This window comes from Vibrio sp. QJM3NY_39 (genome assembly GCF_057785895.1).
On record NZ_CM173505.1, the window covers coordinates 1,863,247 to 1,878,672 of the forward strand.

A 15,426-nucleotide genomic window follows, 5' to 3' on the forward strand; every position below is an offset into this window, starting at 1 on the left:
ACTAATATGCACCTATCAAAAATCGGAGTAATTGATAATGCAAAACAAACGTGATTCTTACACTCGCGAAGATCTTCTAGCATCAAGCCAAGGCGAACTATGGCCAGAAGGTCCTCAACTACCAGCACCGAACATGTTGATGATGGATCGCATCACTAAAATGTCTGAGACTGAAGGTGATTTCGGTAAAGGTTTGATTCTTGCTGAACTGGATATTACTCCTGACCTATGGTTCTTCGACTGTCACTTCCCTGGCGACCCAGTAATGCCTGGTTGTCTAGGCCTTGATGCAATGTGGCAGCTTGTTGGCTTCTACCTTGGTTGGGTTGGCGGCAAAGGCAAAGGCCGTGCTCTAGGTGTTGGTGAAGTTAAGTTCACTGGCCAAATCTTACCTACGGCTAAAAAAGTAACTTACGAAATTCACATGAAGCGTGTTGTTAACCGTCGCCTAGTAATGGGCCTTGCAGACGGTCGCGTTCTTGTTGATGGTAAAGAGATCTATGTTGCTAAAGATTTGAAAGTTGGTCTTTTCCAAGACACATCAGCATTCTAGTCTAATAGTTAGATTTTTAATAAAGCAGCCAATGGTTGCTTTATTTTCATTCCAACACATTTAGTTATAGTGCACTAAGGTGTAACTAAGTAAATTTCATCAATTATATGTCCACCAGCGAAACAACCTTAAATCACTTTCTAATCAGCCAGTTCTCGGTTTATAAGCCTTGTATGGTTCTCAGAAACTAACAAGGCTCCAGCTGTTATACAACATGGAGCCTTGACCTTTGAATATGTTCGCCCTATCTACTTATAGAGACCTGAATGCTTATCATCTTTGGCATCACGCCAACCACCTAACCAATACGATTTAGAATCCATTTGGCTATATGGGCAAGCTTCTTGTGACCTGCCATTTAAACCAGCTTTGTAACCTTGAGATTGTGCTCGTTCTAGGCGATCACGCTTTTGTCTCTTCATAGTGCAGTCCTCATACGGGTGTTCGTTTACTAACATACAATGATTACAACTTCGTGGAGTTTTGTTGACTCCAATTTTAAGAATCGATCACTTTTGAACTTTTCTCAAGGCGAAAAAAAGCCCGAGTTCAGAATTGTGAACTCGGGCTCAAGAGATAAAATTATTTAAATTTTCTACGGAACCCTAACAGACCAAGTACAGTCAAACCTAACCAACCTAGACTACCGCCTTGACGATCAACTTTCTCTGAGTCAGCGCTACGAGTTTGAATATCTGCTTTGCTAGCTCCAGCAATCGGAATCAACTTAACAGCAACAACCTCTTCGACTGCATTAGATGCAGCGCCACCACAATATGAGTTATGTGACGTTGTATCGTATGGTTGTGTTGTTCCACCAACGGTACACTTGATAGCTGTTGCTGAGATCACACCTGCATCGTTGATACCTGAAGCGTCAATAATTCGAAACTTGTTGTTTTCTCCAGAAGCGTTGCCATCATTCGTTAGATCATCTAACCACCAAGCTTTGCTCTCAAACAACGCTATTCTTGATGCATCAGTACCAGTCGTCTGATACGGATAAATAAAACCTCGATGACGACGCTCACTACCATCTACTTCACGAGTTGTTTCGGCATCAATTTGACCCACAAACTCATTGAAGTTATTGACGGCTTTAGCTTCACCACTAGCACCACCAAAGAAGATACCACCAGACAAGTATGTTGCAGTCGGGTTTTTAGCATCCGTTACAACGAAAATCTTGTTACCTGCACTACCGCTCTCAGGTACATAGCCGTTACGTTTGGAATAACCAACAGCAAACAAGTTGTCGTTAATATCGGTCGCTACAGAGTTACTGTATCTTGCATCGTCATTCGATGAACCAGATTTAACTTCTGCACCACTAATCTGTGTAGTAGTCCATGTTGCAGTATCAAGATCTAATGAGCTACTCACAAAAACACTTGCATTCATGTCTTGTAGGTCACCATTACCATCTGCGGTGTTATAGCCTACACCGTAAAAAACAGAGTTCGACTCAACAATTGAGCGCATACTGCCTTGAGCAAAATAGTCTCCTTGTTGAGCATTGCCACTTCTTATCCAAGCGATTGGTTTTGTTGTGGTGCCATCCCAAATCGCGGCTTTAGAGGCAAAGGCCTTATCTGGTTCAGAAGTATCTGTCGGCTTAAACTCCTCAGATACACTACCTACATTGTAAACTTTGCCGTTACTCGCTTTTATCGCACGCCATGCTCGAGTTTCCGAAGAACCCTCAGGAGCTACTGAAGCAGTATGAAGAGCATTGTTACGGATACCGTCTTTTGATTTAACACCCAAAGGCTCGACAGTTAATGCATCGTTCACAAAAAGTGAGTTAATGACCGTATTTCGATCCGTGAATGTATCCCCACCTTCAACAAAGGCTTTCGCATTAACGTAAGTAAGGTCGTTTCTTTCCTTACTCCATGTATCATTCCAACGATTTTGAGCCCAACTCTCACAGGTAGAATATCTTAACTCTCGGTAACAATAGTTTTCAAAATCATCGAACTCTTGAATATATTGGAACGGTGCGTCCATTGCGAAAGGAACTTCTTCACGATAACTTACAGCTTCAAGAGTATCGCGAGTTTCACCAGCTAATACATATGATGAACATGCCTTGCCATCAATGCTATCCCCACCAAAACAACCTAAGGTAGCTGTGAGATCTTGAGCTACTGTAGGAAACGCTGCTGGCTCTATCGCAACACCAAAGATTTCAGATGCACCAGTAATCGAAGTTTTGACTTCAACTACGTCATAAAGCGCAGCGTTGGCATTAGTTGCAACAAAAACTAATGCTGCAACTGTTGTTAATTTAAATTTAGTACAAGTCATTATTACGTCTTAACTTTCCTGTTGTAGTGCCTCGAGCTCTTCCCAGCGCTCAAAAGCAACTTCAAGCTCCTGCTCTGCTGCAGATAGCTTATCTAATACTGGTTGTGTCTGCTCTACAGATTTTGAAAAGAAGCTTGGATCGTTGACTTCTTCCTGAAGAGTTTCAATTTGAGTTTCCAATTCTTCTAAACGCATTGGTAGCGCTTCTAGTTCTCTTTGTAGCTTATACGATAACTTCTTAGGTTTAGCTTTAACTGGCGCAGTTTTGGGAGTTTCCTCAACAACTTTGTCAGTCTTTGCTGGCTTTTCAACCTGACGATACTCAAGTGCTTGTGCTCTTTGTTTCTGAGCATCGTGGTAACCACCAACAAACTCTTCAACTACACCGTTACCTTCAAATATCCAACTCGTCATTACCGTATTATCAACGAATTGACGATCGTGGCTCACGAGAAGCAACGTACCCTCATAGTTGGCAAGCAAATCTTCTAAAAGTTCCAATGTTTCGATATCTAAATCATTGGTAGGTTCATCGAGAATCAACAAGTTATTCGATTTAAGGAAAATACGAGCTAATAACAATCGGTTTTTCTCGCCACCAGACAGTGCTTTAACAGGGGTACGAGCACGTTTAGGAGAGAACAAGAAATCTTGTAAGTAGCTCAGTGCATGACGCTCACGTCCGCCTACGGTTACTTCTTGCTTACCATCAGCCAGGTTATCAATCACCGACTTCTCAGGGTCTAGAATTTCACGGTATTGGTCGAAGTAAGCCACTTCCAGCTTAGTACCACAATGCAAGCGACCCGAATCAGGTTTAAGTTGATCAAGAAGCAGTTTAAGAACCGTACTCTTACCACAACCATTTGGCCCGATAAGTGCGATACGATCGCCGCGCATGATGTTGAAGCTAAAGTCTGTAACGATCTCTTTGCCTTCAAATGCAAAGTTAAGGTTCTCTGCTTCAAATACGATTTTACCTGAACGTGCAGACGTATCGATTTGGATATTCGCTTTACCTTGTACTTCACGACGGTCTTGACGCTCTTCACGAAGCTTTTTAAGAGCACGAACACGGCCTTCATTACGCGTACGACGCGCTTTGATGCCTTGACGAATCCAAACTTCTTCTTGCGCTAGCTTTTTGTCAAATTCTGCGTTTTGCATCTCTTCAACACGTAGTGCTTCTTCTTTCTCTAGCAAGTAGTTGTCATAGTCACCAGGGAAAGAACTTAGCTTGCCACGGTCAAGGTCGACAATGCGTGTAGCCATTGATTTGATGAAAGCACGGTCGTGCGAGATAAAGATGATTGAACCACGGAAGTCTTTTAGGAAAGCTTCTAACCATTCGATCGTTGCTACATCTAAGTGGTTGGTAGGCTCATCAAGCAGTAATACGTCAGGGTCACATACAAGCGCACGTGCAAGTGCAGCTTTACGTTGCCAACCACCTGACAGTTCCGTCAGTTTGGTATTTGCTGTTAGTTTAAGTGCAGCAAGAACATTACTTACGCGATCTTCAAAACGCCAAGCATTCGCATGATCCAACTTTTCTTGAACGCGAGTCAGGCGGTTTAAATTCTTTTCGCTAGGATCTTCTGCAATCACATCAAGTAAGTTGTGGTATTCCTTAAGCAACTCACCTACCTCAGCTAAACCACCCGAGACGTATTCGTAAACAGAACCTTGCTCATTACGCGGTGGATCTTGTTCTAAACGAGATACAACCACGTCTTGTGTGATCTGCATCTTGCCGTCATCCATGATGATGTTGCCAGACAAAATCTTCATCAACGTTGATTTACCTGCACCATTACGGCCAACCAAACACACACGTTCGTTTTCTTGCAGTGCGAAATCCGCACCGTCTAATAATGGGTGATCGCCAAACGCTAATTGCCCATTATGAATTGTAAGTAATGCCATTCTTCTTTAACCAATCGTTAAGTTCTAACAAGCCAAAAGGCCAGTTAAGCTCTGAGTGTTTAGACAAGTCAGAGCTTTCAAATTTGAGTACCGGAATAGTGACCCCGTAACGGGAGAAGAGCTCATCATCCAATGCGATATCCACCACATTGATCTGATGACTTATATTCAGCTGTTCCGTGAGTTTGAATGCCATCTCACATAGATGGCACCCTTCTGTACTGTAGAGAGTCAGCACTATATATCCTTATACAATCTCTTAATTACTTATGAGTAATCAACCAACAGTTATGAATGTGCTTGTTGCGAGAGAAATCCAGAGGTAACGTCTTAGACGAGATATTCTGAGCTTTAAGACCCAGCTCTTCCAGACCTTCCATATCCATCTTGAAATGACGCTTGTTGTTAGAGAACACAATCGTGCCTTCTTCTCTTAGAAGACGCTTTAAATCTTCCATCAACTGGATGTGGTCACGTTGAACATCAAAAGATTGATCCATACGCTTAGAGTTTGAGAACGTCGGTGGATCAATAAAGATCAAGTCGTAAGATCCTTGCTCTTTCGCCAACCATTGTAAGCAATCAGCTTGAACGAATTGATGTTGACGACCAACACGGCCGTTCAGCTCCATGTTCTCTTTTGCCCACTCAAGATACGTGTTCGACATATCTACAGTCGTTGTAGAGCGAGCGCCACCGACTGCAGCATGAACAGAAGCACTGCCTGTGTAAGCAAACAGGTTCAAGAAGTCTTTACCACCAGCCATCTCACCAATACGACGACGAGTGATCTTATGATCTAAGAACAAGCCTGTATCTAGGTAGTCATGAAGGTTAACAATCAGCTTAACGCCATATTCGTTTACTTCTAGGTTCGAAGAGTCTTGAGCCATCTTCTGGTATTGAGAACGGCCCTTCTGCTTCTGACGAACCTTAAGCACGACGTTGTTCGCTTCAACGCCAGTCACTTGGATAGAAGCACGGATGATATCGGTTAAGCGACGCTTAGCTTTGTCTTCCGGCACATCTTTAGGTGCTGCGTATTCTTGAATCACAAGGTGACCCGGATATACGTCAATCGCTACATTGTATTCTGGTAAGTCAGCATCGTAGATACGGTAGCAATCTAGCTGCTCTTTCTTAGCCCACTTACCGATTTTGCCGATGTTCTTTTTAAGACGGTTCGCGAAATCAGGAGCAATCAGCTGCTCTTGCTCGCCAGTAGGACGCTCAGACATAGGACGGTCTGAAATTGAGTAGTTCTTCTGGTGACACGGTAACGCACCGTTATTCAATTTGAACTGTTTATCTGCACGCATACGCAAGCAGCTAAGTAATTCATCAGAACTTGAGAAGATAGAAGCGTTGCAACCGCCAAACTCAGCCTTCAGTTGAGCACCAAATGCTGTGTACAGTGCAATTAAGCCAGGCTCTGTACCTAAACGCTCACCATAAGGCGGGTTTGACACAATCACACCATCATTGAACTCTGTAGGACGTTTAAGCTTTGCAGCATCACCTACTTCGAATTCAATCAACTCTTCAACGCCAGCACGACGTGCATTGTCACGCGCCGTTTTGATCATGCGTTCGTCATTATCATAACCGAAGAACTTACATTCTACTTTCTTAACGCCACGACGGCCTTGAACGTTCGCTTCAGCTTTAACTTCAGCCCAAAGCTCAGGTTCGAAATCTTCTAGTGATTCAAAACACCATTTCTGACGTTTCACACCAGGTGCCATGTTTGCAGCCATCATCGCAGCTTCAATTACTAACGTACCTGAACCACACATAGGATCTAGGAAAGGTTTGGTTGCATCCCAGCCACTACGAAGAAGAATCGCTGCAGCAAGAGTTTCACGCAATGGTGCGCGACCGGATTCTGGACGGTAGCCACGTTGATGAAGGCCACTGCCTACCATATCTACACCAAGGATCGCCTTGTCACGATGCAGACGAACGTGAATACGAATATCTGGATTTTCTTTGCTAATAGATGGGCGCGGTAAAGACTTCTTCTCGAAGCAATCTACAACGGCATCTTTTACTTTCATCGCACCGTATTGGCTATTACGGATTTCGTTGTTCGTACCATTGAAGTCAACAACGAAACGCTTGGTGCTATGGAATTGATTTACCCAGTTAACCGCAGTGGTCGATAGGTAAAGATCCATGTCATCCATACAAGTGAATTCTGAAAGGACACGTACAAATCGAGAAGCCAAACGGCTCCACAAACAACAACGATAAATTTGCTCATTGGTGGCTTTGAATTTAACACCTGCTTGAACAGGTTTTGCGTTTGTAATCCCTAGTTGGGTTAGTTCTTCAACTAATAAATTCTCAAGGCCATTTGAGGTAACCGCTAGATATTGATTCATAGTGTTCTTTTATTGATAAAAATGAGCTCGATTATACCTGAATTTGCTATTAGAGCATCACACTAAACTCGTCTTTTCATTGAATCTTTCTACTAACTGCTTAGCAAATGGTCAGTCATGAAGCGATCGCTTACTCGCATCCCCTTACAACACAACAACTCTCAATCTCACAGAAATAACACTCATCGATAGGCTTAAATCATTAAGTGCATTTATATTCATCCTAAAGCTGGTATATACCAGAGGTAAATTTAGGTTGAAATTTAGCAACAAAAGACCCCAAACAGGGAATAAACAGAGGAAATCCACCATCGATAATAAGAGAATCGGTCGAAATTGAGGTTAAAAAAGATACGTTTTTTACAAATTAAATAAGTGAACAACGTCATTCAAATGAATGAACTACGTCGTATTTATTGAGATAGGCTTTTTTAGGCACAAAAAAATCGGCTATTAAGCCGATTATGGGGAAGGTATTACAGGTTTATTCGTAGCGATGGTTGGGTGAAATAATGCTCTAGTGATGCTCTAGTGATGCTCTAGGTTAGAGATTAGAGATTAACCCACCATCGCAATATGCGTTTGATGAAGGATGGCATTTGCGTCAGTCATTCTATCGTGCATGACTTTAATCGAGTCTCCAAAGCGTAACCCTTTTGAAGGCGTTAACAGGAACTCTTCTAAGTCTACAAATGCACATAAGCTCGCACACTCTCCTACTTCTAATACAATGAAGTAACCAAGACTATGCTCGTTATTCATTTGTACAATATCCCCTTCTTGAGGATATTCATGGCCAGCGCCTTGTGAGTCGAAGAACCAGCTTTTAGGCTGCACAGGCTTATGGAAACGCTTTGCAGCCACACAATAAAGTGCAAGCTCAGCTTGTCGTGGCTCAGACAGTTCTAAGCCAGAAATTTGTTCTTTGAAGGTTTGGTAGGAAGATGCATCATCAACAGTGAATTCATTATCTTTAAAAGCGCAGTCCACCAGCTTATTGCGGACCAGATTCGTTTTAAAAATCATATCCTCTCCGAGGTTTAGCATCAATGAACATTGCTGCTCATCGTAATACCAACTCCATGTATCGCTAGGTTTAAGCATCATTTCGTCTCACACTGTTGAACCATTCCATTAGGTAAAACGCAAAATTACCTTCAATTACAGTAATTTTACTGTGCGATAGGCAAAAAAAAAGAGGAAATGAATTCCTCTTTCTTATTGCTTTTCTCTACAACTCAGTGAGTTACAGTGTCTCTTTTAGTAAGACGATGCCAAATTATAACTTTCCTAAGATAACCAAATCTTTTTGATAACTCTGTTTATATAAGCTCTGGGTTTATAAGTACTGGGTTTATAAAAGCTCTGGTTTTCGGGGGGCTATAAATTTTTAACGATGTCGCCTACCAGACCAGGGCCTTTGTAGATAAAACCAGAGTAAACTTGTACAAGCTTCGCGCCTGCCATCATTTTCTCTTTTGCAGCAACATACGAATCAACACCACCTACCCCGATGATCGGTAATGCGTCACCAAGTTCTTCGTGAAGTTTACGAACTACTTCCGTACTACGAGATTGAACTGGGCGTCCACTTAGGCCACCCGCTTCATCGCAATGTTTCATGCCTTCAACGATTGAACGATCCAATGTTGTGTTTGTTGCGATCACACCATCGATCTTATTTTTGATCAATGATTCACAAATTTGGCTAATTTCGTCATCACTTAGATCCGGCGCGATCTTAAGAGCAAGAGGAACATATTTACCATGCTTCTCTTCTAATTCAGATTGTTTCGCTTTAAGTTCAGACAATAGATCGTCTAGAGCTTCGCCGTATTGTAGAGAACGAAGTCCAGGAGTATTTGGTGAAGAGATGTTCACAGCAATATAACCAGCGTATTGATATACCTTCTCCATACAGATCAAGTAATCTTCAGCGCCCTTTTCAATTGGTGTGTCTTTGTTCTTACCGATGTTGATACCTAAGATGCCGTCGTAGTTCGACTTCTTAACGTTCTCAATAAGGTTGTCGACGCCTAGGTTATTGAACCCCATGCGGTTGATGATACCTTCAGCTTCAACAAGACGGAATAAACGAGGTTTATCGTTACCCGCTTGTGGACGAGGAGTCACCGTTCCTACTTCTACGAAACCAAAACCCATTGCGCCAAATGCATCAATACATTCGCCGTTTTTATCTAGGCCGGCAGCTAGGCCAACTGGGTTTTTAAAAGTAAGACCCATGCATTCTACAGGTCGATTAGGTAATTGTTGGCGATACAAAAGATCAATAGGAGTGCCTGTGAAGCGTTTGAAATTTTGAATTGCAAGATCATGTGCCTTTTCGGCATCAAGTTGGAAAAAGCCAGTTCTGGCTAGACGGTAGAGCATTGTGCCTCCGATAGAAAAAAGCCCCGTGTAAACGGGGCGATATTATTTACTTATTTACCCAACTATTCAATCTATTACTGTCTGTAAGGGTAAGATAATCGAGTTTGTTAGCGAATGAGGTTCTTTATTAAGCAAACGTTATCGTTTCTGCAGTCAGTTTACTCATTTCTAGTCTCTAGTCTCTAGTCTCTAGTCTCTAGTCTCTAGTCTCTAGTCTCTAGTCTCTAACATATTACAGCCATCCGCTCTTTTAACAACAAACAAGGTGTCCGTCGAAGTGGGTCCGTCAAAAATCGTTAGACCTATTGATGCCACTTTATAGAAACGAAAAAGGCAGACCTTATGGCCTGCCCTTGTGTCTTTCGTTTTATCTAATCGCTAGTCTGTCGACATGCAGTTTAGATTCAATAGCATCAATTCACGCAGTGCTACTGAGAACTTGGCAAACTCATGAACCGAACCTACTTTGAATTCGTTCAAGATGCTTTCCCAACGATGTAAAGAAACCGAGTTACTTTCCATCCAATCATCAAGCGCTTTAATCACATCAAGATCTGAAGCACAACCGCAGTTAAGCACTTGGCCAGTTAGCTGACGTTGCTGCCAATCCAGATCTTCTCTGAATGCTGCACGTGCCAGCGCTTGCCAGTTGTTGTCGACTGCTTGGCCATTGATTTGTTTCAAGAACCAGTGCAGAGACAAACGGTCGCCAAGGTTGAAGTAAAGCTTAGACGCTTGTTGTACCGTTTTACCTGTTTCACGAGCCACTGTGGATATATCCAGTGCTGAATACAAGCTAGACAAACGCGCGACTGAATTAGCCAACTCAGCGTTAACGCCTTGGTCAATCCATAGCTGTGCCATTGCGTTATGCTCTTCTACTTCAGAAGCCACCAGGTTTTCATCCAGTTTCTCTGTGATAGTAAGAACATCACCTTGGTAAAGTTCAATCAATGCTTTCACTGACTGTTTACCGGTACGGTTTCTTAGCAGCCAACGAGCCAAGCGACGAAGTGTACGGCGAACATGGTAGATCAATTCGTATTGAGCTTCAGAACTTGAAACATTGTCCAGTTCACGGATGCTCTTCAGAACTTTGCCAAGACCGTAGATTTCACGTGATGCCGCGTATGCATTGGCAATATCAACGATATTTGCGCCCGTCTCTTCTTGCAGACGAGTAACGAAGTTACAACCCATCTCGTTAACCATTTGGTTAGCCAGTGCCGTCGCAATGATTTCAGAGCGTAGTGGATGGTTATCCATATGCTGAGAATAGTTACGGCGTAACGCTGTTGGGAAGTATTGCATAAGCTGTTGGGCATGGAATTCATCATTAGCGATATCATCACTAACAAGATCTTCTTTAAGTACCATTTTACCGTAAGCGACAAGTACAGAAAGCTCTGGTCTTGTTAGACCTTGGCCTTGCTTTTCACGCTCAAGCAATGTTTCGTCATCTGGGATGTATTCCAAACCACGATCCAAGTACCCTGCTTTTTCCATAGTGTGGATGAAGCGGATTTGCTCTTTTACTAAGCCAACACCTTGATGCTCAGTAACCGAAATAGACTCAGCTTGGCAATATGCGTCGTCTAGTACGATTTCACCAACTTCATCTTCCATCGATTCAAGCACTTGGTTACGTTGCTTAACGGTTAGATCACCGTTAGAAACTAAACCATTCAAGAAGATCTTAATGTTTACTTCATTATCCGAACAGTCAACACCACCAACGTTATCAACGAAGTCGGTATTAACACGGCCCCCCGTTAGTGCGTATTCGATACGACCCAGTTGAGTCATACCTAAGTTACCGCCTTCACCAACAACCTTAGCTTTCAGGTCACGGCCATCGATACGAAGCACGTCATTTGCACGGTCACCTACATCTGTGTGAGTCTCGTTTGAAGACTTCACGTAAGTACCGATACCGCCATTCCAAAGAAGATCAACCTGCATAGACAAGATCGCTTTGATCAAGTCATTCGGTGCCATTGATGCTTTCTTAGTACCTAGCATTTTCTGAATTTCAGGCGTCAGAGAGATAGACTTCGCTCGACGAGAGAAGATGCCACCACCTTGAGAAATCAGGTCTTTGTTGTAATCTTCCCAGCTTGAGCGAGGCAGATTAAACAATCGCTCACGCTCTACCCAGCTTGATGCTGACTCTGGATTCGGATCGATGAAGATATGCATGTGGTTAAACGCGGCTTGCATACGAATATGCTTAGACAACAGCATGCCGTTACCAAATACATCGCCCGCCATATCACCGACACCGATAGCGGTAAAGTCCGTTGTTTGACAGTTGATGCCCATTTCACGGAAGTGACGCTTAACAGATTCCCAACCACCTTTCGCGGTGATACCCATGGCTTTGTGGTCGTAACCGTTAGAACCACCAGAGGCAAATGCATCGCCTAACCAGAAGTTGTATTCAGCAGATACTGAGTTTGCTAGATCTGAGAACGTTGCGGTACCTTTATCGGCGGCAACAACCAAATACGGATCATCTTCATCATGACGAACAACGCTCTTCGGTGGGATAACCTCACCTTCAATGATGTTGTCTGATACATCTAGTAGTGCACGGATGAAGCGCTTGTAACAACGTTGACCTTCAGCGAAGATCTCGTCTCGGCCAGACATCGTGTGCTGACGCTTACAAACGAAACCACCTTTTGCACCAACCGGTACAATGACTGTGTTCTTAACTTGCTGTGCTTTAACTAGGCCTAGAATCTCAGTACGGAAATCCTCTTGACGGTCTGACCAACGCAAACCACCACGAGCGACTTTACCGCCACGTAGATGCACACCTTCAATGTCTGGTGCGTAAACGAAAATCTCAAACGCAGGAACCGGCGCTGGGATATCTGGGATCTCGCTTGGTCTCATTTTCAGAGCCAACCAAGGTTTAGATTGTTTGTTGTCGTCTAACTGATAGTAGTTAGTACGAAGCGTTGCTGTGATCATTTCCATGTAACGACGAATGATACGATCATCATCCAAGCTTTCCACATGATCCAACTGTTCAGTGATCTTCTTAATAAGATCTTGTTGGCCTTTCGCGCTGCCTTTCAATTTAGGGTCAAAACGCTTGCCGAATAAGCTCACTAACCCTTTCGCTAGATCTGGGTAATGAGACAATGTGTCTTCAATGTATTGTTGGCTGAATGGGAAACCAACTTGGCGCATGTAACGCGCATATGCACGTAAGATTGAGATTTCACGGCCAGAAAGACCTGCACCCAATACCAAGCGGTTGAAACCATCACTGTCTAACTCACCCGCCCAAATCGCAGCAAAAGCTTGTTGGAATAGATCGCGAGCTTCACGAAGATCAATCGTCTTGTCACTCTTATGAAGCATCGAGAAATCAAGGATCCAATAAGTCACCCCATTGGTCTTGCGCACTTCATAAGGTGATTCACCAATAACGCGCAGGCCAAAGTTTTCAAGCATTGGCATAACATCAGACAGGTGAATTGGCTCATCACTGTGGTAGAACAGTTTCAAACGAACAGCTTTAGAATCTGCCGCCTCTTCTTGAGGACGGTAGAAAAGCATGCCAAGTTTGTTGTCTTCACTTAGTGCTTCTAGACGCTCGATGTCTGCAACCGCAGAACCAGGCATCATGTCTTCTTTGTACGAACGTGGGAATGCACGCATGTACTCTTTAGATAACGGAAGACCTTTGCTCTCACCGAAGTTAGCAACGATTGATTCAGACAGGCGGTCATCCCACGTAGACGATACTTCCATTAAATTTTGCTCAATTGTTTTCACGTCCACATCCATGTTGTTGTTATCAACACGAACAATATAGTGCGTTCTTGCCAGTGGGCTTTCAGAGAAGTATGTCGTGAATTCGACTTCTTCTTCACAACCGAAGTATTGCTTCAAGATGCGCTGGGTTTGACGACGAAGCTCGGTGTTGTAACGATCTTTTGTTACGTAAACCATACAGCTGAAGAAACGGCCAAACGGGTCTTTTCGAACGAACAAACGCAGAAGGTCGCGATCTTGCATTTGTACTACACCCGTACCCACTTCGAGTAACTCCTCTTCTCGAGCTTGAAGCAGTTCATCACGTGGGTAGTTTTCAAGAATGTTGTGCAGAGCTTTGTAAGAGTATGAACCCTTACGGTAACCACTTGCATCTAAGATACGCTCAACTTTCTCGCGAACTAGAGGGATGGTTTCAACGGTTTGGTTATAAACGGCAGAAGTGTAAAGACCCGTAAAGCGGTGCTCACCAATAACCTTGCCGTTTTTATCAAACTTCTTGATACCGATGTAATCATTGTAAGCTGGGCGGTGAATGCGTGAAGCCGTGTTGCCCTTGGTTACGATCAATACATACGGTTTTTTTGCTTCTAAGCGTGCCGAGTCAGAAAACTCAGACAGCTTAACGTTGCGTACACGATCTGAATTTGCGAACAAACCAAGGCCTTGCTCCTTGGTAGGTTGTAGTTCCGTGTCGCCATTTACAGAAACAAGGTCATATTCCTTGTAGCCCATAAACGTAAAGTTGTGCTCGCCTAACCAACGAAGGAACGCCAGAGTTTCATCAAAACGCTGGCTATCAACTGGGATCGTCTCTTTTTGCTGTTCAACTTGATTGGTTACTTCTTCAAGTCTTTCTACCATTTGTAGCCAGTCATTAACAACAAGGCCAGTATCGGTAAAGATATCCAGCAGCTCGGTTTTAAGCGCTGTCATTTCAGCTTTGCTACTAAGACGGTCAACCTCAATATGGAAAAGCGATTGGAATGCACCTTCATTGTTACTGACACCAACAACACTTCCCTTATCTGAACGGGAGATTTGTGTTGGGTTGTGAAGCATAAGATGAGAAGAGAGGTCGAGGCGAGTTAATGCCATTTTTACAGAATCAACGAGGAATGGGCTATCTGGTACCACTATCTCGACGATAGTGTGAGTAGATTGCCAGCCTTGGCGACTTACTGTCGGGTTAAAAACACGGACAGAGATTTCGTCGGCTTTCTTTTCATTGATGTGATGCCATAAACTAACTACAGCACCGTATAAATCGGATTCGTTTCTCTGAGTCAGGTCGTCGTGAGAAACGTTACTAAACAAGTGTTGAGCAAGTTGAGTTACGAGAGGTCGATGAGCAAGGTCAAGTTTGTCTTGAATCAGTTTGTACACTTTTTCAAGTAAAACTGGAACCACAGTTTCACGTGCGGTCATAGTCACACTCCACAATTAGAATTATATTTTATTATTAGGGGGCTTACTTAAGCTAGTGTTTGAATTGAGCCGTTGAGCTCTTTCCTACTAACGAGTTAAGCAAAGGTAATGCATTCATTTATTGTAAAAGCATTATTGATAAATAGTTAATTGTTTTGGAGGTGGTAAGAGGTGAAATGTTTGATTATGTGATTAAGATTCCTTTTAACTCACTAGGCACGCCAAGGTTTACAGAGCTTCCAACTTAATAAACTTATTTTTTTGGTCAGTTGTCAGTCTAAACTGCCCTCTAACCCCTATTTGTGTAAGAAAAGGTCTGAACCGAGTTGCAGGTAACTGTAGGCGTAATCCAGTAGTCGTTATCACTTGGACTTTACTTGCCGCACCAGAATAGCTGGCCAAAAACTGCTGATATGAGATGTTAAGTTGGAAAATATAGCGATTCATACAATACCTGTGTAAATATACAGTACCAGTGCTTTTTGGCACTTAACGATGTCTGACTGTACAACTGAGCTTGAAACTGCTCTAGCTTATCGAAAATTCGATAACCCAGAAACAAAAAAATCAGTGGCAGATATTATCTACCACTGATGACTTTTTGTTATTAGTAAACCGTTTGTTAGCAAGCCGCTTATTAAC

Annotated in this window: 10 protein-coding genes; 1 reads left to right on the forward strand and 9 read right to left on the reverse strand. The window is 43.0% G+C overall.

Annotated features, from left to right (window positions below; translation table 11 throughout):
- Positions 1 to 37: 37 nt before the first annotated feature.
- Entirely contained in the window at positions 38 to 553 is a 516-nt protein-coding gene (fabA, locus tag AC3CHU_RS08605) for a bifunctional 3-hydroxydecanoyl-ACP dehydratase/trans-2-decenoyl-ACP isomerase (RefSeq protein WP_010440782.1), read from the forward strand.
- Positions 554 to 801: 248 nt separating this feature from the next.
- Here fabA and rmf read toward each other — a convergent pair whose 3' ends face one another.
- From rmf to AC3CHU_RS08650, 9 genes are all read right to left on the reverse strand, one after another.
- Positions 802 to 975 carry a ribosome modulation factor gene (rmf, locus tag AC3CHU_RS08610; RefSeq protein ID WP_017074275.1) on the reverse strand — a complete coding sequence of 58 codons (174 nt, stop codon included), beginning with the start codon at positions 973 to 975 and terminating at the stop codon, positions 802 to 804.
- A 160-nt stretch (positions 976 to 1,135) separates the two neighbouring features.
- Positions 1,136 to 2,863, reverse strand: a complete 1,728-nt coding sequence (locus AC3CHU_RS08615; RefSeq protein ID WP_488524363.1) for a DUF3466 family protein — start codon at positions 2,861 to 2,863, stop codon at positions 1,136 to 1,138.
- A 9-nt stretch (positions 2,864 to 2,872) separates the two neighbouring features.
- Positions 2,873 to 4,789: an ABC transporter ATP-binding protein gene (locus AC3CHU_RS08620; protein WP_017094071.1), complete on the reverse strand. Its 1,917-nt coding sequence runs from the start codon at positions 4,787 to 4,789 to the stop codon at positions 2,873 to 2,875.
- The gene (locus AC3CHU_RS08625; protein ID WP_004733650.1) at positions 4,767 to 4,985 is read right to left on the reverse strand and encodes a glutaredoxin family protein; all 219 of its coding nucleotides are present in this window, start codon (positions 4,983 to 4,985) and stop codon (positions 4,767 to 4,769) included. The genes AC3CHU_RS08620 and AC3CHU_RS08625 overlap by 23 nt, the downstream gene beginning before the upstream one ends.
- A gap of 67 nt (positions 4,986 to 5,052) precedes the next feature.
- Entirely contained in the window at positions 5,053 to 7,173 is a 2,121-nt protein-coding gene (rlmKL, locus tag AC3CHU_RS08630; RefSeq protein ID WP_102483440.1) for a bifunctional 23S rRNA (guanine(2069)-N(7))-methyltransferase RlmK/23S rRNA (guanine(2445)-N(2))-methyltransferase RlmL, read from the reverse strand.
- A gap of 558 nt (positions 7,174 to 7,731) precedes the next feature.
- Positions 7,732 to 8,280, reverse strand: coding sequence for a cell division protein ZapC (locus AC3CHU_RS08635; protein ID WP_004733648.1), 549 nt, complete (start codon positions 8,278 to 8,280; stop codon positions 7,732 to 7,734).
- A 273-nt stretch (positions 8,281 to 8,553) separates the two neighbouring features.
- Positions 8,554 to 9,564, reverse strand: a complete 1,011-nt coding sequence (gene pyrD / locus AC3CHU_RS08640; protein ID WP_139686079.1) for a quinone-dependent dihydroorotate dehydrogenase — start codon at positions 9,562 to 9,564, stop codon at positions 8,554 to 8,556.
- 378 nt (positions 9,565 to 9,942) lie between these two features.
- Entirely contained in the window at positions 9,943 to 14,784 is a 4,842-nt protein-coding gene (locus AC3CHU_RS08645) for an NAD-glutamate dehydrogenase (protein WP_488524364.1), read from the reverse strand.
- Between the two features lie 228 nt (positions 14,785 to 15,012).
- Positions 15,013 to 15,231 (reverse strand): DUF2835 domain-containing protein, encoded by a 219-nt coding sequence (locus tag AC3CHU_RS08650; protein ID WP_004733645.1) that lies wholly within the window; start codon positions 15,229 to 15,231, stop codon positions 15,013 to 15,015.
- Positions 15,232 to 15,426 lie beyond the last annotated feature (195 nt).